The sequence below is a fragment of the Allocoprococcus comes genome (genome assembly GCF_013300725.1).
In the GTDB taxonomy this organism is placed as follows: domain Bacteria; phylum Bacillota; class Clostridia; order Lachnospirales; family Lachnospiraceae; genus Allocoprococcus; species Allocoprococcus comes_A.
The window spans coordinates 93,003-119,227 of record NZ_JAAIMM010000006.1 but is presented as its reverse complement, the minus strand read 5'-3'; the positions used below and the strand labels follow the sequence as shown (position 1 = coordinate 119,227).

The window sequence follows — 26,225 nt, the reverse complement described above, 5'->3', positions numbered from 1 at the left end:
TGCTGAGATGTCAGATGGTTTATTAAGATACTGTCTGGAAGGGAGAAAAATAATATGAGATATATTATGAGAAAAATCTGCCTGTTCCCGGTAATGATTGCGGTCATAGTTTTTACAGGATGTGGGCAGAAGAAAAACGAAGATCCGGTAACCGTTACATTATGGCATGTATATGGCGGACAGACAGAATCGCCATTAAATGATCTGATTGATGAATTTAATGAAACGATTGGAAAAGAGGAAAATATCCGGGTACAGGTTGGCAGTGGTACAAATACGAATACGATACATGAAAATGTACTGGCATCTGCATTTGGAGATCCGGGAGCTTCTAAACTGCCGGATATGTTTGTTTCCTATCCTAAAACAGTTCTGGCGATGCCAGATGATACGGAACTTGTAGATTATTATGATTATTTTACAGAAGAAGAACTGAACGAATTTATTCCGGCCTTTTTGGAAGAAGGTGTCATTCATGAAAGACTTTCCATTTTGCCGGTGGCAAAATCAACGGAAGTTATGTTTATCAATAAAACAGCATTTGATCGTTTCGCGAAAGAAACAGGAGCGAAGATGGAAGATTTAAAAACATGGGAAGGACTCTTCGCAATGGCAGAACAATATGCTGCATGGACAGATAACCAGACGCCGGACATACCTGATGATGGAAAGAATTTTTTCGTTCATGATTATCATTTTAACTATTTTCAGGTAGGTGTAGAATCTCTGGGTGAAAATTTCTTTAAGGGAGAAAATCTGGCTTTCGGACCGGAATTTCAAACAGTATGGGAACCTTATGCAAAAGCGGCACTGTCCGGAGGAGTATGGCTTCGCAGCGGTTATGCAACGGAACCTTTGCGAACGGGAGATTCGATTGTATCGGTGGCTTCGTCAGCCAGCGTGTTATATTATTCAGACGAAGTTACGTATGCGGATAACACATCGGAAAAAGTAGAGATTGTTTCCATGCCATGTCCTGTATTTTCCAGGGGAGAAACGATGGTCATGCAGCGAGGTGCCGGCATTTGTACGGTGAAATCTACACCGGAAAAAGAAAAGGCCTGTATTACGTTTCTTAAATGGCTGACAGAAGCCCAAAAGAATGTAGAATTTGTGACCAGTCTTGGATATATGCCGGTAAAACAGGAGGCTTTCGATGTTTATCTTCCGGAGGCGATCGAGAAGTTAAGTGATCCGATGTATGTATCCCTGTATCAGGCTTTTTTAAAGACGCAGGAGAACTATACATTTTATACTGCTCCGAAATTGGATTCCTATCTGGATATGGAAACAAAGTTCGAAGAACTTATCAGGCAAACCTTGTCAGTAAAGCGGTTGGAGTGGCTGGAACATCCGGAAGATATGGATAAACTTGTTTCAGAGACATTAGAGGATTTCAAAGCAGCATACACACAATAATGTCTGCCGGATCGGCAAAAAGAGGTGGCTGACATATGGGAGAAAAGAGAATAAATTTCCGAAAGATTATAAAAGGAATAAAGAGACAAAGCGTCCGTATGCAGCAAAGACTGATTGTTTATTGGTGCGTGGTGATTTTAACACTTTTTTTAGCGACAGTTCTGTTACTGAGTATTATTGGAGTCCTTCCGGGAATGGATTTTAAAGTGCGGGAAATGTTGTCTGCCCAGCAGAAGAATACGTTGTCAGCGATGACAGAGCAGACCGACATTATGATGGCGAGAAGTATTTCTTTATCAGAAGATATTACAAAAGAATTGAACCAATGCCTGACAGCCAATGGAAAGACATTTTCAAATTTGAATGATAATCCTCAGCTGATCATGGATTTAGAGGCTGCGCTGTATCCCTCCTTAAAATCTGCATTGGATGTGAAATATTGCAGTGGAGTTTTTGTTGTATTGGATGCAACGGTAAATACGAAGACGGAATATGCAGATACATCACGCATGGGAATCTACCTGCGCCTGTCTGATTTAAAGGCAGTAAATACAAGCAAACAGCACGTAGTTTTTTTCAGGGGAAATGCTGATATTGCAAGAGCAGAGCAGGTACAGCTCCATAACCGTTGGAATTTAGAATTTGATACGTCCGCATTGTCGGGTTATGAACAGATTATGCAGTTTGATGGAAACCGGCTGGTAGAGAGTTGCCTGTGGACAGACCGGCTGGAGCTGAGTGATACATGGGAGGATGTGCAGCTTTTATATGTCCCGGTTTTAGACAGTACCGGAAAAGTACGCGGTTTGTGCGGTATGGAGATGAGTAATCTGTATTTCAGACTGTCTTATCCTATGGTGGAAGGTTCCTGTGGGAATATAGTGACAGTACTGGCTCCTGTGGACAAAAAAGGAAACATCTATCTGGATAAGGCGATGTTCGGAGATACAAAAGAAACGTATCTTTCACCATCAGGAACGATGACAGTGAAGAAAGGAAAATATTATAATACATATTCTACCGCTTTCGGGAATTATATAGGCAGGCATGAACTGCTTGAATTGAAGAGTTGTAATGGGATGCCGCTTGCGGTACTGACATTGATATCAGAAGCGAATTATGAAAAATTAACAGCGGACAATCGAAGGGACTGGATCATCGGTACGTTGTTATTCCTGATTTTATTATTGGTTGTTTCTGTCAGTATGTCCCATCGTTTTGTGAAGCCGATTCTTCGGAGTTTAAAAGCACTGCAGGAGGATACGCTGACGGACGAAAACTTATCAGGCATTTCAGAAGTGGATGCACTGGTTGATTTTATGCAGAAAAAAAAGAATACGGAGAAACTGGAAAATGGAGGCATTCCTCCGAATATAGAAGAAATGCTCAAGGCGTTTGCTTTGCGTGTGGAAACTCTGACTCCGTCAGAGAGGATGGTTCTTCAGTATTATGTTGATGGATATACGATACAGGAGATTGCTTCATTGCTTTATATCAGTATTGGAACAGCGAGAAAGCATAATACAAATATGAATCGAAAACTGGGAATAACTGTCAGAGAGGAATTAATGCTGTATATTGAGTTGTTTCGAAAATGCGGTCAGTTAGATAAGCTGACATATAATAGAACTGAGTAAACGAAAAAGAGTCTTTACAGCAATGTCATTAAGTTAAGATGACATTGGTCTGTACAGGCTCTTTTTTTTGTTTGCTGATAGAGCTCTTTTATATTTTTACAAAAAGATATTGTGCATATATAGCGGAGAAATAAGAATAAAACACTATATATAGTATACTAATCGTTCGTATTTTGAAAAATAAGCATAATATACGAATGGCGACCATAGTATTTGCTTTCCGTATCTGCTACGCTTTTATTACGAAATGGTGGCCGCCCGATAAAAGAAAAAAATAAAGGAAATGGATAAGGAGGGAGAACTGAGAGTGGGATGGTGATAGAGCAAGGAGGTTAACAAGGAGGTTAAAAATGTGGAATATATTACGAAGAAGGATTTAATAGATTGTTCTACACCGGATGAGTTTTGCTTTTCATTATGCTGCATGGAATGTAAAACAGTATGGAAAAGCACACCAATTCGTTTTTCCAAAGCGGGGAAAAAACCGGAAAATGAAAATCGGAAGATTATTTATGATACGCTTTATGACCGGGAAAAGAATTTAGCATTTCAAAAAGCATTGAATCAGGCGAAAGAAATCTTTAATATTTGTCCGATATGTAAGCGCCTTGTATGTGACCATTGCTTTTTGATCTGTGATGATCTGGATATGTGTGTGCAATGTGCCGCAAAACTTAATGAAAAAGGTACTGTTGTAGGATGAAAAAAGAAAAATGAAAAAGAAAGGAGAACTTTACTATGAAAAAATATGAGATTTTGGGAGGAAATTTACCAGTTGTCGTATGTGAATTAGCAGCAGGAGAATCTATGATCACAGAAAGCGGAAGTATGAGCTGGATGAGTCCGAACATGAAAATGGAGACGATTTCCGGTGGCGGAATGAAGAAAATGTTCGGCAGAATGATGTCTGGTGATTCTGCATTTCAAAACAGATATACCGCAGAAGGTGCAGACGGAATGATTGCATTTGCATCAAGTTTTCCGGGAGCGATCAAAGCACTGGAGATTAGCAACGGTCACTCCATGATTGTGCAGAAAAGCGCATTCCTTGCTTCAGAAGAAGGAGTGGAACTGTCCATGCATTTCCAGAAAAAATTAGGAAAAGGCTTATTTGGCGGAGAAGGTTTCGTTATGCAGAGATTGAGCGGAAATGGAACTGCATTTGTAGAAATTGACGGACATGCAGTGGAATATGATCTGAGTGCCGGACAGGAAATAGTGATTAGTACGGGGTACTTAGCGGCAATGGAAGAAACCTGCACTATGGATGTTGTAACCGTAAAAGGAGTAAAAAATATGCTGATCGGAGGAGAGGGCATTTTTAATACCGTTGTGAAAGGACCGGGAAAGGTGATCTTACAGACAATGCCAATCAGCAAGGTGGCAGAATTGCTGACTCCGTTTTTTGCAGATAAAAAGTAATTGAAAAGGGAGAAGATTATGAAAAAAAAGTTGAATTTGTTATTTGGAATAGTGCTTATCATCAGTATGATAGCATTGACTGGTTGTGGAGGCTCCGGAAAAACAGGAGAGAAGAACCCGTATGAAGGAAAATGGGTAGCGGTGTCCGCTCAGATGATGGGAATGTCTGTCAGTATAGATGAAGTTTTCGGAGGTGCTTTTGAATTTGAAGTGAAAAACAACGGAAAAGTTTCCTTTTCAGTTGGAGACACTACCGGGAATGGAAAATGGTCTGTCGAAGATGATCAGTTTATCTTGAGCATCGAAGGAGAAGAGATGGTGGGAATCATCGGAAAAGATATTATTTCTTTTGATAATATGCTCGAGATGGGAGTAAAGGTGATTTTTGCAAAGGATGGAACAGATGCAATGGATCCTTCGCTCTATCTGACAGAGGAGGAAAGTGTAGTCATAGGTAAGTGGGCCGCTGAAAGCGTGGAAGAACTTTTAGGAGACGGACCTCAGACTTCTATGGAAGGAGTAGACAACATCAATGATGCACTGCGTCTTGATTTCAAAAGTGACCGTAATGTAACAGTTATTTATAAAGGGGAGGAGATTGGGACTTTCCCATGGTCAGTTGCACTGGGATATTGTTCGATTGAATCAGAAAATCCATCTCTTACAGTGATGATAAATGACGATGATACTTTGAAAGTAGACTACAGTGATGATAATGACTACTATACATTCCACTGTGTAAAAAGCGACAGTGAATAACTGAAAAGGATGTGGAAATCATGAAGGGAGGGAAGACACCATGAAAAAGAAACTATGGTGTGTGCTGTGTATCATGATATGCATGATGATGATAGCGGCATGTGGACAAAAAAAGAATCCGGAGAAGAAAAAATCGGAAAAAGCGGAGCAGGAAGAAACAGAATTTAAAGACAGAGAAAGTCTTAAATTAAGTTTATTTACAGTGTATTATCCGAAGGCATGGAACTACGATAAAGAGAATATGAAGAAAGATGAAGAATATTCTTACGTTAGATTTTTTGATGGAGATACAGTAGATGGATCCGAGAATGTCATTTCTATAGAAGCGACCAAGGAGGAGGCATATACATATCGAAAGAGTTTAATTGCCTTTGGAGTGGATTTAGAGGCATATGCTGAAGGGAAAATGGACACTGTAACAATAGGAAATGCAGAATATACAGCAATGCCGGAAAGTAATTCCATAGAAAAAACGTATATGTATCGTTATGAACAGTCTGGCACATCCTATGATATCAGAGTAAGAGGACAGGAAATAGATGATTCTGACAAAGAATTGTTAGAAGGAATTGTGCTGAAATTAGAGGATGAAGGAAATAAAGACGCACCATGGCCATGGGAGGGAGAGCCTTTTGAACCTGTATTGGCAGAGCAGATGGTAGGTTCTTATACAATCGTTCCGGAATATATCCCATTTAAAGAAGCACAGGGCGTTATGCAGATTATGGATCATCAGTTTGTAAAACAGGGCAATCAGGTATTCCATTTGCTGGAGAACAAACTGGATACTTATGAATATTCAGAAAGTGGACTCGAATTCGTATCTTCGATGGAGTTAGACGATGATTTTGAATATTTGTCTGGGGACAGCAGTGGAATGTTATATCTTTCGCCTGGAATTGGAGATGTAATTGGCGTAAAAGATGGGAAAAAGGCACTTCAGACAACAGTAGACGGAGATCTGAATATGCATCCATCCGGAGAATGGGGAATCAGTTTCTGGGTGAACAGTGATACTCAGAAGATTGCGAATCAAGGCGGTAACCTGACAGCAGAACCGTGGATACTGACCGGATTAAATAAAGATGAAGAGCGCAAGGGACTATTTTCCATGATAGATGACGTACAGATCACGAATAGTCATATTATGGTTGCCGGTTCCATGGCTGCGGAAGAAGAAGGCACAAAAATTGTTGTCTATGATTATGATGGCAATCAGCTTTTGAAATTAGGTGGAGACGATATCAGTTCTCCGGACAAGCTTGGTTCCATTACGGGCATGGCGGAAACAGAAAATGGTTTTGTGGCTGCAGATGGAAATATGCGCGAAATACAATTTTGGGCAAAAGATGGAACGCACGTAGGTGCAATTTCTACAAAGGACATATTTGGTGTCAGTTATCCATGGCTGGAAGATATGCAGCTTTTAGATGACGGCTCTCTGTTAATTATGCTGACACAGGAACGAGACGACGGATCAGCAAATGAATTAATGTTTTTCAGATTGACAGGATTTTAATTGAAAAAATAAAATCGCTTGCCGGCAGAAACTTATCTGCCGGCAAGCGATTTTTTGTCGGAAAAGCCTGTTTTTTGTTGCCTGCATTTTCAGAAGAACACTACGTAAAAAAATATTTGACATAGTTATCCTGTTCTCGGTATCATAAATATGGATATAAAATCAAGTGCACAGAATTCATAGGAATATGTGCATGAGATCACGGGAGGAATAATGAAAAGTAAAAAGATCGGGATGCAGGCACTAAAAATTGCGATAGGAAGCAGTATGGCGATTTACATAGCCAATCTGTGTGGACTGAAGTATTCACTGGCGGCAGGAAGTGTTGCGCTTCTTACGATGGTGACTACAAAGTGGAAAACTGTCAAATTATCGGTAGCGAGGGTTGTGACATTTATAATTTCAGCACTTATGGCACTTATTATATTCTCAGCAGTAGAATCAGAATGGATGGCATATGGTATTTATGTGTTTTTTGTGGTTATTATCGCAGAGATGCTTGGATGGGGAGCGACGATTTCCGTAAATGCACTGATCGGAATGCATTTTCTGGAAGTCAGAGATTTTGAATTTGATTTCATTGCAAATGAATTTATGCTGGTATTGATCGGAATTACGATGGCACTGGTCCTGAACTTGTTTTATGATTATGGAAGTCAGCGCAAGGCGTTGGTTGAAAATATGCGATATACAGAAGAACGTCTGCAGATGATACTTGGAGAGATCTCGGCATATCTGGCGAATAAGGAAATGCAGAGAAATGTATGGGATGATATCTGTGCGCTGGAAAAAGAGGTTCAGGGCTTTATCCAGGATGCCTATGAATATCAGGATAATACATTTCAGTCACATCCGGGATACTATATCGATTATTTTGAAATGCGGATGAAGCAGTGCAACGTGATCCATAACTTACATTATGAGATGAAGAAAATCAGACATATGCCAGATGAGGCAATGATCATTTCGAGTTATGTGTTTGATATGCTGGTATGTGTGAAGGAACATACAGTTCCGACGGCTCAGTTGGATGAACTACATGAACTTTTTGTGATTATCAGGAAAAATCCACTTCCAAAGACCAGAGAGGAATTTGAGAGCCGTGCGATGCTGTACCATATTCTGATGGATCTGGAAGAATTCCTTGTATTCAAAAGAAGGTTTGTGGATGGGCTGGATGATAAAAAGCGAAAATTATACTGGGATAATTAAGCTCTCATTTGTCAAAAAGGGCGTGTGAAACGAAAGTTTTTTCATGCGTCCTTTTGTTTTTGGATGCAACAGTTGTTATATTTTATAAAAAAGTGTATAACTCCCCTTACCCAATAAGAATGCTATTATGAAATCCTATGCGGCAGTTGCAACTTTTTCCCGTTTGGGCAACGCATGATTCCGTCTTTCCAGATTGGAAAATTTACTGCACGAAATGGATCTTCATGATACTTCTTGTCAGTAGTCTCTTTCTTGAACATGGGAAACTTCATATATTTTTCCATTCCCTGTTGCTCACAGAAGATGTAATTATTGTAAGAACCATATCCGGCATTTGCTACTGGGTACTTCGGATAGAAACCATATGTAGTATAAAACTTGTTCATTAATGGAATAAAACAATCCATATCTGAGCGATACTGATTTACATCAACAACCGCAATATATTCATCTGCAACACCGACCTGTACATTATAAGCTGGAAGCAACTGGTCATTTCCCATGTAATCTGTCTTGATTCGCATAAAAGTGGCTGAATGATCTGTTTTCGAGTAGCTGTTGCGATCTTCTCCACAGATTTTGATTTTTTCCACGTATTCTTCCAACTTAGCAGCATACTCTTTGAGTTTCTCATAATGACGTTGTTGTGTAGTTTTTCGATGTCCCCTGCCATGAACAAACATTGCTTCATTAATCTGCCAGACTTCTGCATACTGTTCAGCAGCTTCCTTCAGATACTCTGGTGCGTACTCACTATTGATACAAAGTTTCATACCTGTCCGGCATATTATATGCATCGTTATGCAGAGCAGCGTACCGGAAAGAAGAAAAAGCACGTGTGGATTGCAGTATTATTTGCAATTTCAGGTCTGATCTGCTGGTGTGGAATCAGTCAGGTGATCAGTAATTCCGTTGCATCTTCTTTTGAAAATGCATTTGGGATTCCGCCAATCTATACCACGGTTCTTCTGGTCGTTGTTGCAGCAATGATTGTACTTCGGAAAAATGCTACGGTAAAAGTTCTGGATATCCTGGTTCCGATTATGGCAGTCTGTTATTTTCTAACGAAGCAGGATCCGGTTCAGCACCTTGTGCGGCTGCAGCAGCAGAATGTGATACGCCGGTCAAAGCAGGACTTACGCAGGCACTGGGTGTATTTATAGATACGATTGTGATCTGTAGCTGTACGGCAATGATCATGCTTCTTGTTCCGGAAAAGATGATAGCAGGGCTGGAAGGAATGGAACTTTTGCAGACAGCAATGAATTATCATCTCGGTAAAGCAGGTGTTATCTTTATTGCAGTGACATTGTTCCTTTTCAGTTTTTCAACATTTCTTGGAATCCTGTTTTATGCAAGAGGAAATGTGGCATATCTTTTCGGGGATAAATGGTGTTGGCAGACAGCATATAAAGTTCTTGCACTTGTGATGCTCTTTGTCGGAGGAATTGCGGCTTATCACATTGTATGGGATCTTGGCGATGTGGGAATCGGACTTATGACGATTTTTAATATTGTGACCTTGTATCTTATGGGAGGAGAGGCACTGGAAGAATTGAGGAAGTACGAAAAAAATAAATAGTTGGAATAGTGGAGATGTAAAATACATCTCGTGATAGAGAAACGCCAATTCTGGCAAAATGCTGGCTTTTTTCAGACAGGAAAGATTAAAAAGTAATTGATCTGGAAGACGGTATAGCATTTGCCAGGAATGGCGTTTTGTTTTTTGAGGAAGAGGAAATTTGTTAGTAAAAAGTGATTTATTATTTTAAATAAAATGAATTGACAAAAAAAGTTGTCAATGATATAGTAAATGTGACAAGGAAAGTTGTCAAAACAGAAAGGGGTGAATGGAAAAAGTGCCGTTATTAAATAAATTAAAGGAGTACAGATCTGATCTTGGGATTAACCAGACGGAGATGGGAAAGCTTGCCGGGGTGTCTAGGCAGACGATCAGCCTGATCGAGAGAGGCGATTATTCACCATCGGTGACACTGGCACTGAAGCTGGCAAAGATCTGCAGGGTAACAGTAGAAGATATATTTGAGTATGAAGAGGATGAGGACGATGAAGAGTAAAAAGAGGGCAAGTTATAAAAATGGAGTTATAAAAATGTTTTTACTGGTGATAATTGGTATGGTTATTGGAGGCGTAACGGGCAAATTATATTTTACATTTGGCGAAAATATGACAGGTGTAACAGGCAGTTTTCTGGTTGTGATCACGAAGATAATGTTGCCGCTGCTGAGTCTGATAACTGTTATTACAGTGCTTGGAGGAGAATATTGTTATAACAGATTAAAGAAGATTGGAGTTAAAATTCTGGAAACAGAAGATGAAGAATGTGATAAGTGGGAATATGAAGAAGAGAGATGGGGCGGCATTCTGGTTAATTTAGGTGTCGTATCACAGGTTCTGTGTTTTGTTATCTTGTCTACCGGTTATTCTATCCGCTATATTCAGGAAGTATCGGATCAGAGAAGAGGGCAGTTCTTAGTTTCTTGCATTATATTTATCATTTGTTATTTTTATAATGCGATTGCGCAGACCCGGTATGTAAAACTGGTACAGAAAATCCATCCGGAAAAGCAGGGAGATCCATTTTCAAAGGGATTCCAGAAGGAATTCCTGGGGAGTTGTGATGAAGCAGAAAAGGAGGTAATTTATAAAAGTGCTTATCATACGTATGTAATGATGCAAAGAACGATTGGAATATTGTTAGTTATTACAATGCTTCTGCATCTGTTCTTTAATACAGGGCTTCTGGCTGTAATAGTAGTAGGCGTTATTTATCTGGTCAGTACGTTTTCTTATACACATTCCTGCGTACAGCTTAGAAAAAGAAAGATTTCATAGAACAGGAGGAATGACAGATGGGATTTCAGGATGAGCAAGATTATATCATGCGGATGATCAAAGAAGTCATCCGGGTTCTGGTTACAGTTGCACTTGGAAAAACTTACAAACAGGTAGAGCTTGATGCAGAGAATAAGTACGAAGTTTCCGGTGACAATGTGAATCAGTGGAAAAAAATGATTGATAACGGAGAAATCAACGAGGCGGAGAATCTGCTTCTTGATGAGATGGACTATACAAGCAGAGAAGCGGTAGAGGAAGCAATCTGGTTCTATGGCTATGTCAGTGAAAAAGGAGAAGCTTTTCTGAAAGAGCATGATTATTCGGAAGAAGAGGTCTTCGATGGGCTGCAAATGCTGGCAAAGAGAAGCGGATATGAAGAGCTGATCGGATTATTGTAGATGGGGGAAAGTGAAAAACTGAATATTATAAATTCAGGTAAAAGTTGAGAAATATATTTTCCGGATAGTTTTTTCAGGGAAGATGAATAAATCCGCAGATCCAGACAGATAATACCATTGAAAAACGAAGAGAGGAAGCTGAAAATCATGGTATTAAATGAGAAGGAACGAGCAACGATTGAAGATTTGCAGACACAGGAGAAAAGTTGTGTGGAAAAATACGGAATGTATGCCGGTCAGGCAAAGGATCCGGAGCTGAAAAGCTTATTCCAGACATTGCAGAACAAGGAAAAAGAACACTATGAATCGTTGGAAAAAGTATTGAACGGTACAGTGCCGGAGTGCAATTGTAATGACACTGACGGACGGGATTATGAGCCGAAAGCTACTTATACAGCTATGAGTTCTCCTGAAGACAAGATGCAGGATGCATTTCTTGCAACAGACTGTATAGCGACGGAAAAGCTGGTATCCGGAGAATATAACTCCGACGTATTTGCATTTGGCGATACGAAGCTGAGAAAATTACTGGCGGATATCCAGGTAGAAGAACAGAACCATGCTGAGATGCTGTATAAATATAAGATGGTAAACGGGATGGTTTAGAGGAAAAGAAGAAAAAATTCCGGGAGTTCAGATGTTGGGCTTCCGGGATTTTTTTAGTGATTTTTTAGGAAGAAAATCTTTTTACATTTCAGAAAGATATGATAAAATACGGATGTATACGAATCAACAGCAAAAAATGACAGGAACAAAAAATGGACAGTATAGAGAAAAGAAGAAGTATCCGTAAATACAAACCGGATAAAATAGAAAAATCAGTGATTGAAGAGATTGTAAAAGCTGGTATTCTGGCACCGTCTGCGAAGAACCGGCAGCCATGGAAATACATTGTGTATACAGGAGCCTCAAAAGAGCATCTGCTTGATGCCATGGAGAGAGGGCTTGTCCGAGAAAAGTCCGGCAAGGCTTTATTACCAGAGTCAGCGTTTGGATTGCCGGATGCATTTCATACGTTACAGATTATGCGAGAGGCTCCGGTGACGATTATAATCTTAAATGAGAATGGACGCACACCGTACGAGAATATTGATACAGATAAGAGGGTTTCAGAAATCTGCGATTCTTTATCTATTGGAGCATCGGTAGAAAATATGTTGCTCCGTGCAACAGAGCTGGGGCTTGGAACTTTGTGGATTGCCAATACCTGCTTCGCATATGATGAACTGGTAGAATATATTGGTACAGAAAACCAGCTTGTAGGTGCAGTTGCACTTGGTGTGCCGGATGAGGAACCGGCATCGCGGCCAAGAAAGCAGCTGGAAAATGTACTTGAATATCGATAGACAGAATTGACAAAATACAGAAAATTAAACAGATTAGAAATAAGGCAATGAAACAAGAGAAAAGAGGACACCAAGATGGCATTAGAACAGGCGAAGAAATATTTAACAGAAAAAGGTTATGCAGACAGGATTATTGAGCTGGAGGAATCAAGTGCAACGGTGCAGCTTGCAGCAGAGGCACTTGGCGTTGAACCTGGAATGATCGCAAAGACCATGTCATTTCTCCAGGGAGAACAGCCGGTACTGATTCTGACAGAAGGAACAGCGCGGATTGACAATCGGAAATACAAGGATACCTTTCATATCAAAGCAAAAATGATTCCATTTGAAGAGGTAGAAGAGATCATCGGACATGCTCCGGGCGGAGTCTGTCCGTTTGGTGTGAAAGAAGGGATCAAGGTCTATCTTGATGAGAGCCTGAAACGGTTCGATACGGTCTATCCGGCAGCCGGAAATGATCACAGTGCCGTAAGACTTACCATTGAAGATTTGGAAAATGCAGTAGATTCTGAAGGATGGATTGATGTCTGCAAAGAGATTGAAGTTTAAAACAGACCGGGATAAAAAGAGAAGTAAAAGCTTTGAAAGAGACAGTCAGAGCGAAAGATATTGGAGAGAAAAGAAAATGGGAAACGATGAAATGGAAAAGAAAGATCCAGGACTGCAGGGAAACGAAAAAATGGAAGCTGCGATTGCTGGATTGCAGCAGGAACCGACACAGGAAATGCTGGCACATACATTGACCGTGATCCGCAGAAGAATGAAGGAAAACGGACAGCTGATTATCGCAGTAGAACCGCCAAAAGGTGATGGTCAGATTCAGCTTCAGGCAATTCAGACTGAGGATGGAAAAAAATGGTGGGCAGCGTTTACCGGTTTTGAGGAAGAGTTAAAAGGTGGTGGAAGTGTCAAATCTACATTTATGACAGATATTCGGAAACTTTTTGAATCAGCACTCCAGGTGGAGGAAATTGAAGGAATTATCATCAATCCATGGAACCGGACCATTATGCTGAGCAAGGCGCTGATTAAAATTATTTTTGGAGAGGAGCAGGTATGATAGAAATAAAAGTTGCAGACGAGATGGATAATGCAGCTTTGGCAAAGATATATTATGATATCCGGCTGAAAGAATTTGTATGGGAAAAAGAAGTATGTATGGATGATTTTAAAAAGAGTACAGAAGGCGAAAGAATATTGGCTGGTCTTGTGGATGGAGCTATAGCCGGGTTTATTTCCGTGTGGGAACCGGATTTGTTTGTACATAATCTTTTTGTATGTAAGCAATATAGAAGAACTGGTTTAGGAGCAGCATTGATCGCAGAAGCAAATAGAAAATATGGAAGTCCATTATCCTTAAAATGTATGAAGGACAATAAAAATGCATTGACTTTTTATGAGAAAAACGGATGGAAAATCCGGGAGAGTGGAATGTGTGAAGAAGGAGAATATTATTTTATGGTACAGGATGCCGTAGAGAACAGAAAGAAACAGCAATTATAAAATAAAGGGAACAAGGAAGTACATGCGCAGTGTCTGCCGGAAGACAAATTAAACTGGATCGACAGCTATCAGAAAAAGGCAGAACAGGTGTGTATGATCGGAGATGGAATCAACGATGCACCGGCACTTAAGAAAGCGGATGTCGGAATTGCCATGGGCGGTGTTGGGAGTGATATCGCAGTAGATGCGGCAGATATTACACTGGTAGATGATGAGGTAAAAGAACTTCCACATCTGCTGGCACTGTCCAGGAGAATGATGTTCACGATCAAATGCAATATGAGCTTTTCAATGGGACTGAATTTTCTGGCGATTGTACTTGCTATACTTGGAATTTTGAACCCGGTTGTAGGTGCGCTTGTGCATAACGCGGGATCGGTTCTGGTCATTATCAATTCCGCACTCCTTTTAAACTGGAAAAAGGAGTAAATGATTAAAAATATCAACAGCAATTTGCCTAAAATTTACCAGTGTAATTTGGTAAATAAGCAGATTATAGAGAAAATATTTGACACAGTATCCGTTCTCTCGGTATCATAAATATGGATACAAAATCAAGTGCACAGAATCCATGGGGATTGGGGCATGAGATTACGGGAGGAAAAATGAAAAGTAAAAAGATCGGGATGCAGGCATTGAAAATTGCCTTAGGGAGTAGTCTGGCGATTTATATTGCGAATCTGATAGGACTCAAATATTCACTGGCGGCGGGAAGTGTTGCGCTTCTTACAATGGTAACTACGAAATGGAAGACGGTGAAGTTATCGATCGCCAGGGTAGTGACGTTTGTGATATCGGTACTGATGGCGATGATTATATTCTCTATCGTAAAATCAGAATGGATTGCGTATGGTGTATATGCATTTTTTGTTGTTATTATTGCTGAGATGATCGGATGGGGAGCGACAATATCGGTAAATGCGCTGATCGGAATGCATTTTCTGGAAATCCGGGATTTTGAAGTAGATTTCATTGTCAATGAATTTATGCTGGTGCTGATCGGCATTACGATGGCATTGATCCTGAATCTTTTTTATGACTATGGAAGTCAGCGCAAGGCACTGGTGGAAAATATGCGTTACACAGAAGAGCGTCTGCAAATGATCCTTGGTGAGATTTCTGCATATCTGGCGAACAAAGAGATGCAGAGAAGTGTATGGTCAGATATCTGCGAACTGGAGGAAGAGGTACAGGGATTCATTCAGGATGCATATGAATATCAGGATAATACGTTCCAGTCACATCCGGGATATTATATTGATTATTTTGAAATGCGTATGAAGCAGTGCAACGTGATCCATAACCTTCACTATGAGATGAAAAAGATTCGAAAGATGCCGGAGGAAGCAATGATCATATCCGCTTATGTGCTGGACATGCTGGTCTGTGTGAAAGAGCATACCGTTCCGACTGCGCAGCTGGACGAGCTTCATGAACTTTTTGACATTATAAGGAAGAATCCTCTTCCGAAGACCCGGGAAGAATTCGAAAGCCGTGCGATGCTGTATCATATTCTGATGGATCTGGAAGAGTTTCTGGTATTCAAGCGAAGATTTGTGGACGGACTGGATGACACAAAGCGAAAATTGTACTGGGATAATTAAGCTATTACTTGTAAAAAAGGAAAGGTCTGCTATACTTGAAAGAGCAGGAGGTTTTGACAGATGAAGCAGTGTATGGATTCGGACAATCTGCATCGCAGATTGAAAAAGATTATCGGACAGGTACAGGCAATCGACCGGATGATCGATGAAGATATTCCGTGTGAAGATATTTTATCGCAGATCAATGCAGCAAAATCAGCACTTCACAAGTGTGGTCAGGTTGTTCTGGAAGGACACATCAAGCATTGTGTAAAAGATGGAATTGAGCATGGGGATGCAGATAAGACGATAGAAGATTTTACAAAAGCAGTCGAGAGATTTGCAAACATGGGATAGTCAGGGAGCATAGAATGATGTTTTTCTGACAGCGATAATAACAGAAAATGGCGCCAGTCGAGAGTGGACTGGACGCCATTTTTTTACTTATGAACCGGAAGGAATACGGATAATAATTTTTTCCCCATCCTTCATTGAAGAGGTGAGGACCGGAATGTGTTTTTTACGAAGCTGATGAACGATCGGATAAAGAGAAAACAGATTCCCATTTACATAGACTGCCTCAGGTTTCGTCTTCAATAATTCTTTTACCTGATCCTTCACATACGTTTTCCATTCTGGCTTTTCCATAGTAACTTCCCCATAGATTCCATCCAGGGTAAGTTCCGGGAACTCTGGAAGGGATTTATGAATAATCTTTGCATGTGCAAGTCCCGGAAGCTGTGCAAGGAGTGTATCGGCGGAAGTATCATCACCGAGATTTACCAGAGTGATCTCTTCGGTAAATGCATCCAGACTGATCTGGCATGCCCGGATAGCATCTGACAGATCTCCAACGGACATCAGAAAGCCACCCTTATGACAAAAAGTGGCACTGGAAAGACCGGTTTCTTTCTGGAGTTCTTCATTTTCCAGACCAAGCCATTCGGATGGGAAGCTGCATTTGTAGTTCAGAGAATATTCCTTTTTCTGTGGCTGGATACAGTAGCCGCCGCGGTTGGACGGGAAGATGACGAAAGCAACTTCTGTTTCGGAAAGACGCTTCTGACATGGAATAAATTCCGGGAGAACAAGAATACGGGAATCGCCGGTCTGGTCACGGGTTTCAAGAACCTCTTCAATTCGTTTGTCTGCACGTTCATTTCCAAGATAGCGGGCGAATTTATTTTCTAATATCATACCGGCAACACTGACAGCGCGGAAAAAGGCTTCATCCGTCCCGCCGTTCTCATCCCAGGAAGGATTGAAGCTGCCGATCAGAGAAGCAAGTTCATTTTTCTCACCGGTATTGTCATTGTTATCAAGTGGCTGGACGAATGCCTCGTCGAATTTTTCAGCAAGCTCGTCACCTAAGATTTCACACCCAAGATCTTCCCATAAAAGTCCGAAAGCTGCATAAGAGATTCCATTTTCGCGGATACGGCTGTCCTTCTGGTGGTGGTCATATCTGCCGCGTCCGATATCAAATACGATACCGTCAAAATCATCCGGGACTTTGTTTCCGCGGGTGATTGTGATTTCCGGGTTCAGATAGAGTAAAAGGGCAGATGAAAAGACATCATCTGCGTGGAATTTTCCACTGTGTGTAAAGGCAGAAGCGTCTTTCTGCCGGATCATTTCTAATAGTTGGTTCATATGAGTTCTCCTGAATCACAAAAGATTTTGCCCCAAACATCATATAAACTGATGCGAAAAATGTCAAGAGCAGAAAAAGAATGCCTGCTAATTTGAAAACAAATCGGGCAGAAAAAGTATCTGGCAGGAAAAAGCTAACATTTGCCGAAAAATCTGTTACAATGAACGGAGAATACAGACCGGAAAGGAAGAGACAGATGGAAAACAGACACTTAAAATCATATAGCTTAAAGGAAATCCCAAACTATAAAATCCACGGAAGAACCGATGAGACAAAATATCCGCTCCCGGTATTTTTCAACGGCGGAGGAATTGAGGTAAGCGTGACAGGAAAAGAGCTCTGGATAGACATAGAATCAGTATACAAGGTGCATGAGATGTGGATTGCCTATGAGATAAATGGAGAACTGATAGGCAGACAGATGCTTCCTTACGGACGCACAAAGATCTGCCTGTTCCGGAATATGAGCCCGGATACGGTGAAGAATGTCTATCTGTTCCGCGAACTGCAGGCAATGACGGAAGAGAGGGATCACCAGCTTTTAATCTGGGGAATGGAAAGTGACGGGGAGTTTCTGCCGGTAGAGGAAAAAGCGTATAAGCTGGAATTTGTAGGAGACAGCATTACATCAGGTGAGGGAACTTATGGTGCACAGACAGAAGAGGACTGGATCTCCATGTTCAAAAGTTGCAGTCACAGTTTTCCATATCTGGTGTCAAAGGAAATGCATGCGGAGTTCCGTGCTATTTCACAGAGTGGCTGGGGCGTGCTGACCGGATGGGATAATAATCCGGATCACAATGTGCCATCACGTTATGAGAAAATTTGTGGATTTGAAGAAGGAAAGACGGCGGGAGAATCCGGTGCAGATAAGCCATATGATTTTTCTGAATGGATTCCGGACGCCGTGATCATCAATCTGGGAACCAATGATGCGAGTGCATTTAAGGAGCCAATGTGGAGAGATAGTTATAGTGGAAGAACATTTAAACAGCATAAGAATGCGGATGGAAGTTATATGAGAAAAGATGTTCTGCGACTGGAAAAGGCAATGACAGACTTCCTTACCATGGTAAGAAAAGATAATCCGACAGCACACATTTTATGGGCATATGGGATGATTGGACATGAGCTTTCGCCGATCATAAAAGAAGCAGTGGAAAATTATAAGAAAGAATCAAAAGATCTGAATGTAAGTTTTCTGGAACTCCCGGACACATCAGAAGAACAAATGGGATCCCTTCAGCATCCGGGGAAAAAGTCACATGAATGTGCAACTCGGGTGATTGCAGGTTATCTGAAAAAACAGCTTAGTTGTTAAAAACTGTTTCCAGAATCTGTGCGAAACGAGTAAGTCCCGCTGCATCATCTTCATCAAAGCGGGCAAGGAGGGGACTGTCGATATCCAGAACCCCGACGATCTCATCGCCTTTATGAAGTGGGATTACAATCTCGGAATTGGAGGCACTGTCGCAGGCGATATGTCCCGGGAATTGGTGGACATCCTTTACCAGCATGACCTGGTCTTTTAAGACAGCGGTTCCGCAGACACCTTTTCCGATTTCAATTTCAATACAGGCAGGTTTGCCCTGGAAAGGACCAAGGACGAGTCTGCCTTCTTTCATTAGATAAAAACCAACCCAGTTGATATTCCGAAGCGCATCCCCGAGAAGGGCAGATGCATTTGCCAGATTGGAGATCTGGTGAGGAATCCCGTCGATCAGACCGCGGAGGCGGATGGAAAGCAGGGAATACAGTGGCTTTTTATCAACTGGCCATTCAAAATTTGAAGCATTCATAAAAATCTCCTTAAATATTTCCGTTTAACACATCTTCCAATGTAATTCCGTAGAAGAAATCATGTACCATTCCATCAAATTTCTTCCACAAAGGGAGCGTAATGCACTGCTCTTCACGGCTGCAGGTCTCGGCACCTGGAATCAGACAGGCGACTGTAGCAAGATTGCCCTCCGCAAGTTCAAGAATCTCGCCGACAGTGTATTCAGAAGGTTTCCTGGTAAGCTGGTATCCGCCCCCTTTGCCACGGCGTCCTTTTAAGAGTTTCTTCTTTACAAGAATTTTCAGGACAATTTCCAGGTATTTTTCGGAAATTTCCTGGCGGATTGCGATCTCGTTAAGCGGAACATATTCTTCGTCCTTATGCTGGGCGAGATCAATCATCACGCGGAGTGCGTAACGTCCTTTTGTAGAAATCATAATTAGTTTTCCCCCATATTTTTATATGTATAATAGCAGCACCAGAGAGTTTATAAACCCTGGTGTTTTTTTATTTCATAGGAAATTCCAAAGGAACTTCCTATGAAATAAAAGGCACTGCGTGCCGGAGATGCGCACTCGCACGAAGATGAAGAATGTCGCAAGCGACCGCGCTCGGCGCGAGAATGTGCCGAGGCACATTCTTTTTTACCTATTATACCGTAGGGTTATATGTGTTTCAAGGAAAAAACAAAAAAACAAAATAACCTATTGACTTAGTAGGTAATAGATGATATTATACCAACTAAGTTGATAGGAAATAAAGGTTATACAAAATAACCAGTACTGATAAATATGAACGGAGGAAGAAGTAATGGCAGAATTTGATTATGAAGTAGTAAATGGAAGAAAGATCCGTGTACGTCCGCAGGAAGTTGTATCGGAGATAGATGAGAACGGATATTTTGTCCGTCAGCCAAATCATTTTACAGAAGGATTTGGAGAAGGAAGGAATCCGGTAGAAAAAGGAAGATACCATCTGGTATGGGCAAAGCTTTGCCACTGGTCCAACAGAGCATCGATCGTAAGAGAACTTCTTGGACTGGAAGATGCGATCAGTGTCAACATGGTTGATCATGAAAAGCATGAGAAGAATCTTGGATGGGAATTTGTATACGACAAAGATCATATTGATCCGGTCCTTGGAATCCAGTTTTTAAGTGAAGCATATTACAAAGCAGATGATGATTATACAGGAAGAACAACGGTACCGGCTCTGATCGATACCAAGACAGGAAAAGTTATAAATAACGATTACACCTGGCTTACCCATTATTTTGAAGTAGATTTTAAACCGTTCCACAAAAAAGGAGCACCGGATCTTTATCCGGAAGAGCTCAGAAAAGACATCGATGAGATGAATGACTGGCTCTTTGACAACATCAACAACGGTGTCTATAAAGCAACATTTGCAAGATCAAAGGAAGCTTACTGGGATGCATACAATTCCTTCTACGCAGCAATGGATATTCTGGAAAAACGTCTGGAAGATAAAAGATTTCTTTTTGGGGATTATGTGACAGACAGTGATGTAAGGCTTTATGTAACACTGGCAAGACTGGATATCCGTTATACCTGGCAGCTTGGACATACCAAACACCGCCTGATCGATTATCCGAATCTGTGGGGATATGCAAGAGACCTGTATCAGATTCCGGCATTCAGAAACAACACCTACTTTAAGGATTTTGCAAATCCCAACAACAAGAAGGTCGGCGCATTATTTTTTGAATCTTTCAATGCAAGATTTCTGGATGAGATCAATTTTGATGCATACTGGGGTGCACCGCATGACCGTGCACATTTGAGCAGCGATCCGGGCAATAAATTTAAGGCAGAAGAACAGTAGGAGGAACGAATCATGGCAGATTTTGAATATGTAGATGTAAATGGAAGACAGATCAGAGTAAGACCGAGAGAGACCGCACAGGAAATTGATGAATATGGAAATTTCCATCGTCAGCCAAACCGCTTCACAGAAGGGTTTGGAGAAGGGAAAAATCCGGTAGAAAAAGACAGATATATTCTTTTCTGGGCAAAAGGATGCAACTGGTCCAATCGAGCAGCGATCGCAAGAGAACTTCTCGGACTTGAGGATGCAGTGAAGGTTGAGATCGTAGACTGGACAGACCGGGAAGAAAATCTTGGATGGGAATTTGTAAATTCTCCGGATCATATCAATCCGGAAACGGGCGCACAGTTCTTAAGTGAGCTTTACTACAATGCGGATGAAGAATACACCGGACGTACAACTGTTCCGGCATTTGTAGATTATAAGACAAAAAAAGTGGTAAATAATGATTACCACTGGCTTACAAATCATCTGGAAACAGCGTTCAGGCCGTTCCATAAAAAGGGAGCACCGGATCTTTACCCTGAAGAATTAAGACCGGAGATTGATAAGCTGAACAAATGGCTCTTTGAAAATGTGAACAATGCTGTTTATCGTGCGCAGTTTGCTGAATCCTTACAGGCATTTGCCGATGGATATGAGACATTTTTCGCAGGGCTTGATGCAATGGAGGAAAGACTTGCAGACAAGAGATTCTTATTTGGAGATTATGTGACAGACAGTGATATCCGTCTTTATACAACCATCGCAAGACTGGATGTGTCTTATTCAAGAAATATCGGACCTTGCAAGCATCGTCTGGTAGATTACCCGAATCTGTGGGGATATGCAAGAGATCTGTATCAGATCCCTGCATTCAGACATAACACATATTTTAAGGATTTTGCGGCATCTGTCGATCTGAATGAAGCAGATGAAGAGTATTGGGAAAATACATATTATGATATCGTGGTGCAGGAAACGGACTGGGATACTATCTGGAAGACACCGACAGGAAGAGAATCACTCAGTAAAGATCCGGCACACAAATTTAAAGCAGAAAAATAACAGACGAAAGACGAGGGAAAAATATTATGAAAAAGTTGGCAAGCATTTTAGCAGTTACACTGGCAGCAGGAGTTCTGGCTACAGGATGCGGATCTTCTTCCGGAAGCGCTTCAAAGGACAGCTCTTCAGACAGTGGAAAGACAGTGATCAAAGCAGCAACCGGAGCAAACGCAAAACCATATGTCTATGTAGGCGATGATGACAAGCCGGCAGGATACGATGTGGATGTACTGAATGCAGTTTTTGATAAGCTCCCGGATTATGAACTGGAATACGAAGTGACTGATTTTGGATCTGTACTTTCCGGACTGAACAGTGGAAATTATCAGATCGGAGTCAACAACTTCTCTTACAACGAAGAACGTGGGGCAAGTTATCTTTACTCTTATCCATATGACAAGATCAGCTATGTATTCGTAACAAAGAAAGGTGGAAAAGAGATCAAATCATTTGAAGATGCAGCCGGACTTTCTTTTGAAGGTGGTACAGGAATCAGCGTATCCAATGCAGTAGAAGCATGGAATGAAAAGAATCCGGATAAAGCGATCAATATTACTTACTCGGATGCAGATACATCTGTATTTTTACAGCATGTAGCAGACGGATCACAGGATTTTACGATCATCGATCTTGCAATGTATAACTCTTACATGGAAGAATTTAACTATGAAGTGCAGAAAAATGATATTCCGGAAGATGAAGCAAAAATGATTGCCGAAAACTCTTATGCATACTTTATTTTCCCACAGGACCAGAAAGATTTAAGAGAACAGGTAGACAAAGCACTGAAGGAGCTGAAGGAAGACGGAACGCTGACTGAGATCAGTAAGAAATGGTATGGTCAGGATGCCGCACCGGAGGATGATAAGTTCGAGGAGACGATTAACTAATGGGTAAATTATTTGATGGAAAACTGGTATTTACACAGATACCGCTACTTTTAAAATATCTTCCGGTTACAATGGAACTGGCTGTCACAGCAATGATCGCCAGTCTCATCCTGGGACTGCTCCTTGCACTTGTGAAGATTAAAAAGGTACCGGTACTGAAACAGCTGGTAAGTATCTATATCTCGGTTATCCGCGGAACGCCGATCCTGGTTCAGTTATATGTGACCTATTTCGGTATTCCGATGATTCTGAAATATATCAACTTTAAATGTGGAACCAACTACAATGTCAATGGAGTCGCACCGATCGTATATGCATTCGTTGCGCTGGCACTCAATGAATCCGCATTCAACGCAGAAATCATCCGTGCTTCTCTCGAATCAGTAGATAAAGGACAGGTTGAGGCAGCAAGCGCTTTGGGAATGAATTATTTCCAGGCATTGATAAGGATCATCCTTCCGGAGGCAATCGTGGTAGCACTCCCATCCCTGGGAAATGCATTTATCGGACTGATCAAAGGAACTTCTCTTGCATTTGTCTGTTCTGTAGTGGAGATGACCGCAGAAGGAAAGATCCTTGCGGGAAGAAATTACCGTTACTTTGAAGTGTATATTTCACTGGCAATTATTTACTGGGTAATTACTTTCGTACTGGAGAGAGTGATCAGCTATCTGGAGAAGAAACTCCGCGTACCGGAAGATGCACCGGCACTTTTAGATATCAGAGATACAGAGGTGGAATAAGGTATGATCGAAATCAAAAATATATCAAAAACATTTAAAAACAATAAGGTTCTTGATGGGATCGATCTTACCATCAATCAGGGAGATGTTGTGGCGATCATCGGACCTTCAGGAACGGGGAAATCCACATTTTTAAGATGTGTGGACAGACTGGAAAAACCGGAAACCGGAACTATAACGATTGACGGTGAAACACAGGATCTGGCACATATTCACGGAAAAGATCTGACAGAGCTCCGGAAAAAGACCAGCATGGTGTTCCAGAATTTCAATCTTTTTTCAAAGAAGACAGCACTTCAGAATGTAATGGAGGGGCTGATCGTGGTAAAGAAGATGAAAAAAGAGGAAGCGGAAAGGATTGCGAGAGAGCAGCTTAAAAATGTAGGTCTTCTGGATCACGCAAACCATTATCCGAGACATATGTCAGGTGGCCAGCAGCAGAGAGTTGCAATCGCAAGAGCACTTGCAATGGAGCCAAAGCTTTTACTTCTGGATGAGCCGACATCTGCACTGGATCCGGAGCTTGTCGGAGAAGTTCTGGATACGATCAAAAAAGCGGCAAATGAAGGATATACAATGCTTCTGGTGTCCCATGAGATGAGTTTTGTACGAAACGTTGCAACCAGAGTGATCTTCCTGGACGGAGGAAAGATCCTGGAAGACGGAACGCCGAGAGAAGTGTTTGGAAATCCGAAGAACGAACGTGTCAAAGAGTTCTTTACAAAGATCAACCGGATGGAAGAACCGGATTATTCAATTTAAGAGAAAAACAAAATCGGCTGAGGGATCAGTCGATTTTTCCAACAGGATAAAAGAAAAATTATCCGGAAAATAAAGAAAGTGGGGAATGAATGATGAAAGCAGTCAGAGTAACAGAAGAATGGCAGAGAGCCGGCGTACATTATGTGCGGACACAGGCAATGTGCCTGGGATTTAAGATCCCGCTTGAGGGAGAATTTTCAGATGACACACCGGAGGATGAATATATTCTGGTTATGGACGGAATTTATCCGGTATCCACCTGCAGGCTGCATTATCTGGATGAACATACCGGAAAAATTGAGCGCGTGGCAACACTGGAATCCTACAGGGGAAAGCATTACGGACAGGCAGGGATCATTGAGGCGGAAAACTGGATGCGCGAAAAAGGTGTGACAAAAATCTATATCAATTCCAGAAAGGCAGCCCTTGGATTTTATGAAAAGCTTGGCTATACACCGGATTATTCACAGGTAAGCGGCTCCGGAGAGTTTGAATGTGTGATGACTGAGAAAGAACTTGCGTAAATGCCCGGAAAAGAATTTTTTGAAAAATAAAAAAGAAAACTGGATTTCGATGGAAAGATATTGTAAAGTAAATAGCGAAATTGACTGATATCAGGAGAGAAAGCTGGTATCAGAGAGGTCAATATAATTTTGAGCTTTCATATTACGGATTACAAGAGACAGGAGAAGTAGACAAACATGAAGTATGGAATCGATACACGATGTCAGCATCTGGCTGACGATAATAAGGATGAAATATATGGGGCGATCAGTTATCCAATCTATCAGTCTGCAACATTTGCGAGAGACAGAGTAGGTGGAGGCAGTGGTTATGACTATTCCAGATTACAGAATCCGACGAGAGAACATCTTGAGAAGATCGTAGCATCACTGGAAGAAGGAATCGATGCACTGGCATTTTCGACAGGAATGGCAGCGATCACTGCTCTGATGGAGATTTTCAAACCGGGCGATCACATCATCATTGATGAGGATCTTTACGGAGGAAGCGTCCGTCTGTTCCACAGCATCAATGTGAAAAATGGACTGACATTTACCAGCGTGGATTTAAGCAGTGTGGATGTAGAGGATTATATCCAGGATAACACAAAAGCAATTTATGCAGAGACACCGACCAATCCGATGATGCGTGTATCCGATCTGGAAGAACTTTTAAAGAAAGCAAAAAAACATGATCTTCTTCTGATCGTGGACAATACCTTTTTATCACCATATTTCCAGAATCCGCTGAAACTTGGTGCTGACATTGTTGTGCATAGCGGGACAAAATATCTGGGTGGACATAATGACACACTTGCAGGTTTCCTGATAACAAACCGCGAGGACATTCAGGAACAGCTTCGTTTTATCATCAAGACGACAGGGGCAACCCTTGCACCGATGGACAGCTGGCTGATCCTCAGAGGGATCAAGACGCTTGGAGTCCGTATGGACAGGGCGCAGGAAAATGCACTGAGGATCGCACATTTTCTGGAAAAGCAGGAGCATGTGACAAGGGTACTTTATCCGGGGCTTGAATCACATCCGGGCTACGAATTGATGAAAAAGCAGGCAAGAGGATTTGGTTCGATCCTGACCTTTGAAGTAGATTCCCAAGAGAGAGCATATCACATTCTGGAAAATGTAAAACTGATTCAGTTTGCGGAAAGTCTTGGAGGGACAGAGACTTTGATCACCTATCCGATCACACAGACACATGCGGATCTTTCCAAAGAAGAGCTTGACCGGAACGGAATCACAGACCGGATTTTAAGACTTTCCGTTGGAATCGAAGGCGCAGAGGATCTGATCGCAGACCTGGAAGCTGTATTAAAGTAGAAG

Annotated in this window: 29 protein-coding genes and 2 pseudogenes; 27 read left to right on the top strand and 4 right to left on the bottom strand. The window is 41.4% G+C overall.

Annotation, left to right across the window (positions count from 1 at the left end; all coding sequences use genetic code 11):
• Positions 1-54: 54 nt before the first annotated feature.
• The 7 genes from G4407_RS05040 to G4407_RS05010 all read left to right on the top strand — a co-directional run bounded on the left by G4407_RS05040 (position 55) and on the right by G4407_RS05010 (position 7,968).
• The gene (locus G4407_RS05040; protein WP_243868760.1) at positions 55-1,419 is read left to right on the top strand and encodes an extracellular solute-binding protein; all 1,365 of its coding nucleotides are present in this window, start codon (positions 55-57) and stop codon (positions 1,417-1,419) included.
• A 35-nt stretch (positions 1,420-1,454) separates the two neighbouring features.
• Positions 1,455-3,056 carry a helix-turn-helix transcriptional regulator gene (locus tag G4407_RS05035; RefSeq protein WP_173687984.1) on the top strand — a complete coding sequence of 534 codons (1,602 nt, stop codon included), beginning with the start codon at positions 1,455-1,457 and terminating at the stop codon, positions 3,054-3,056.
• 352 nt (positions 3,057-3,408) lie between these two features.
• The gene (locus G4407_RS05030; RefSeq protein WP_055283089.1) at positions 3,409-3,759 is read left to right on the top strand and encodes a hypothetical protein; all 351 of its coding nucleotides are present in this window, start codon (positions 3,409-3,411) and stop codon (positions 3,757-3,759) included.
• Between the two features lie 35 nt (positions 3,760-3,794).
• Entirely contained in the window at positions 3,795-4,478 is a 684-nt protein-coding gene (locus G4407_RS05025; RefSeq protein ID WP_173687983.1) for a TIGR00266 family protein, read from the top strand.
• A gap of 18 nt (positions 4,479-4,496) precedes the next feature.
• A complete protein-coding gene (locus tag G4407_RS05020) occupies positions 4,497-5,237 on the top strand; it encodes a hypothetical protein (RefSeq protein ID WP_173687982.1) in 741 nt (246 codons plus the stop codon).
• Between the two features lie 40 nt (positions 5,238-5,277).
• Positions 5,278-6,756 carry an NHL repeat-containing protein gene (locus G4407_RS05015; RefSeq protein ID WP_173687981.1) on the top strand — a complete coding sequence of 493 codons (1,479 nt, stop codon included), beginning with the start codon at positions 5,278-5,280 and terminating at the stop codon, positions 6,754-6,756.
• Positions 6,757-6,969: 213 nt separating this feature from the next.
• Positions 6,970-7,968 (top strand): aromatic acid exporter family protein, encoded by a 999-nt coding sequence (locus G4407_RS05010; protein WP_173687980.1) that lies wholly within the window; start codon positions 6,970-6,972, stop codon positions 7,966-7,968.
• A 125-nt stretch (positions 7,969-8,093) separates the two neighbouring features.
• Here the strand turns inward: G4407_RS05010 and G4407_RS16525 are convergent, their stop codons facing one another.
• Positions 8,094-8,741, bottom strand: coding sequence for a hypothetical protein (locus G4407_RS16525; protein WP_243868768.1), 648 nt, complete (start codon positions 8,739-8,741; stop codon positions 8,094-8,096).
• A gap of 6 nt (positions 8,742-8,747) precedes the next feature.
• On the opposite strand from G4407_RS16525, the pseudogene G4407_RS05000 reads away from it, so the two are divergent.
• The 12 genes and pseudogenes from G4407_RS05000 to G4407_RS04945 all read left to right on the top strand — a co-directional run.
• Positions 8,748-9,550: pseudogene (locus G4407_RS05000) on the top strand (alanine:cation symporter family protein); the annotation flags it as partial.
• A gap of 277 nt (positions 9,551-9,827) precedes the next feature.
• Positions 9,828-10,046 carry a helix-turn-helix transcriptional regulator gene (locus G4407_RS04995; RefSeq protein WP_173688002.1) on the top strand — a complete coding sequence of 73 codons (219 nt, stop codon included), beginning with the start codon at positions 9,828-9,830 and terminating at the stop codon, positions 10,044-10,046.
• Positions 10,036-10,824 (top strand): DUF3169 family protein, encoded by a 789-nt coding sequence (locus tag G4407_RS04990; RefSeq protein WP_173687979.1) that lies wholly within the window; start codon positions 10,036-10,038, stop codon positions 10,822-10,824. The genes G4407_RS04995 and G4407_RS04990 overlap by 11 nt, the downstream gene beginning before the upstream one ends.
• Before the next feature lie 17 nt (positions 10,825-10,841).
• Positions 10,842-11,225: a DUF6483 family protein gene (locus tag G4407_RS04985; RefSeq protein WP_173685299.1), complete on the top strand. Its 384-nt coding sequence runs from the start codon at positions 10,842-10,844 to the stop codon at positions 11,223-11,225.
• 147 nt (positions 11,226-11,372) lie between these two features.
• Positions 11,373-11,831 carry a ferritin-like domain-containing protein gene (locus tag G4407_RS04980; protein WP_173685300.1) on the top strand — a complete coding sequence of 153 codons (459 nt, stop codon included), beginning with the start codon at positions 11,373-11,375 and terminating at the stop codon, positions 11,829-11,831.
• Between the two features lie 152 nt (positions 11,832-11,983).
• Complete coding sequence (locus G4407_RS04975) at positions 11,984-12,571, top strand: nitroreductase family protein (RefSeq protein WP_173685301.1); 588 nt, start codon at positions 11,984-11,986, stop codon at positions 12,569-12,571.
• 75 nt (positions 12,572-12,646) lie between these two features.
• Complete coding sequence (locus G4407_RS04970; protein ID WP_173685302.1) at positions 12,647-13,120, top strand: YbaK/EbsC family protein; 474 nt, start codon at positions 12,647-12,649, stop codon at positions 13,118-13,120.
• Between the two features lie 76 nt (positions 13,121-13,196).
• Positions 13,197-13,631 carry an SseB family protein gene (locus G4407_RS04965; protein WP_173685303.1) on the top strand — a complete coding sequence of 145 codons (435 nt, stop codon included), beginning with the start codon at positions 13,197-13,199 and terminating at the stop codon, positions 13,629-13,631.
• Positions 13,628-14,074, top strand: coding sequence for a GNAT family N-acetyltransferase (locus G4407_RS04960; protein ID WP_173685304.1), 447 nt, complete (start codon positions 13,628-13,630; stop codon positions 14,072-14,074). The genes G4407_RS04965 and G4407_RS04960 overlap by 4 nt, the downstream gene beginning before the upstream one ends.
• Positions 14,075-14,101: 27 nt before the next feature.
• Positions 14,102-14,503: pseudogene (locus tag G4407_RS04955) on the top strand (HAD-IC family P-type ATPase); the annotation flags it as partial.
• 176 nt (positions 14,504-14,679) lie between these two features.
• The gene (locus G4407_RS04950) at positions 14,680-15,678 is read left to right on the top strand and encodes an aromatic acid exporter family protein (RefSeq protein ID WP_243259061.1); all 999 of its coding nucleotides are present in this window, start codon (positions 14,680-14,682) and stop codon (positions 15,676-15,678) included.
• A 60-nt stretch (positions 15,679-15,738) separates the two neighbouring features.
• Positions 15,739-16,014, top strand: a complete 276-nt coding sequence (locus tag G4407_RS04945) for a metal-sensing transcriptional repressor (protein ID WP_173685306.1) — start codon at positions 15,739-15,741, stop codon at positions 16,012-16,014.
• A gap of 87 nt (positions 16,015-16,101) precedes the next feature.
• Here G4407_RS04945 and G4407_RS04940 read toward each other — a convergent pair whose 3' ends face one another.
• Positions 16,102-17,310, bottom strand: a complete 1,209-nt coding sequence (locus G4407_RS04940) for an MYG1 family protein (RefSeq protein ID WP_173687977.1) — start codon at positions 17,308-17,310, stop codon at positions 16,102-16,104.
• Between the two features lie 197 nt (positions 17,311-17,507).
• On the opposite strand from G4407_RS04940, the gene G4407_RS04935 reads away from it, so the two are divergent.
• Positions 17,508-18,632, top strand: a complete 1,125-nt coding sequence (locus G4407_RS04935; RefSeq protein WP_173685308.1) for an SGNH/GDSL hydrolase family protein — start codon at positions 17,508-17,510, stop codon at positions 18,630-18,632.
• Here G4407_RS04935 and G4407_RS04930 read toward each other — a convergent pair.
• Together G4407_RS04930 and G4407_RS04925 are read right to left on the bottom strand one after the other, a co-directional pair.
• Positions 18,622-19,110: a GAF domain-containing protein gene (locus tag G4407_RS04930; protein ID WP_173685309.1), complete on the bottom strand. Its 489-nt coding sequence runs from the start codon at positions 19,108-19,110 to the stop codon at positions 18,622-18,624. The genes G4407_RS04935 and G4407_RS04930 overlap by 11 nt on opposite strands.
• A gap of 10 nt (positions 19,111-19,120) precedes the next feature.
• Positions 19,121-19,528 (bottom strand): RrF2 family transcriptional regulator, encoded by a 408-nt coding sequence (locus tag G4407_RS04925; RefSeq protein ID WP_173687976.1) that lies wholly within the window; start codon positions 19,526-19,528, stop codon positions 19,121-19,123.
• A gap of 373 nt (positions 19,529-19,901) precedes the next feature.
• On the opposite strand from G4407_RS04925, the gene G4407_RS04920 reads away from it, so the two are divergent.
• The 7 genes from G4407_RS04920 (at position 19,902) to G4407_RS04890 (ending at position 26,222) form a co-directional block, all read left to right on the top strand.
• Positions 19,902-20,936, top strand: coding sequence for a glutathione S-transferase C-terminal domain-containing protein (locus G4407_RS04920; protein WP_173687975.1), 1,035 nt, complete (start codon positions 19,902-19,904; stop codon positions 20,934-20,936).
• Positions 20,937-20,948: 12 nt separating this feature from the next.
• A complete protein-coding gene (locus G4407_RS04915; protein ID WP_008369934.1) occupies positions 20,949-21,986 on the top strand; it encodes a glutathione S-transferase C-terminal domain-containing protein in 1,038 nt (345 codons plus the stop codon).
• Positions 21,987-22,012: 26 nt separating this feature from the next.
• Positions 22,013-22,876, top strand: coding sequence for a transporter substrate-binding domain-containing protein (locus tag G4407_RS04910; RefSeq protein ID WP_173685312.1), 864 nt, complete (start codon positions 22,013-22,015; stop codon positions 22,874-22,876).
• Entirely contained in the window at positions 22,876-23,619 is a 744-nt protein-coding gene (locus G4407_RS04905) for an amino acid ABC transporter permease (RefSeq protein WP_173685313.1), read from the top strand. The genes G4407_RS04910 and G4407_RS04905 overlap by 1 nt, the downstream gene beginning before the upstream one ends.
• Before the next feature lie 3 nt (positions 23,620-23,622).
• Positions 23,623-24,381, top strand: a complete 759-nt coding sequence (locus G4407_RS04900) for an amino acid ABC transporter ATP-binding protein (RefSeq protein WP_173687974.1) — start codon at positions 23,623-23,625, stop codon at positions 24,379-24,381.
• An 89-nt stretch (positions 24,382-24,470) separates the two neighbouring features.
• Positions 24,471-24,905: a GNAT family N-acetyltransferase gene (locus G4407_RS04895; RefSeq protein ID WP_173685315.1), complete on the top strand. Its 435-nt coding sequence runs from the start codon at positions 24,471-24,473 to the stop codon at positions 24,903-24,905.
• 177 nt (positions 24,906-25,082) lie between these two features.
• Complete coding sequence (locus tag G4407_RS04890; protein ID WP_173687973.1) at positions 25,083-26,222, top strand: trans-sulfuration enzyme family protein; 1,140 nt, start codon at positions 25,083-25,085, stop codon at positions 26,220-26,222.
• The last annotated feature ends 3 nt before the right edge of the window (positions 26,223-26,225 follow it).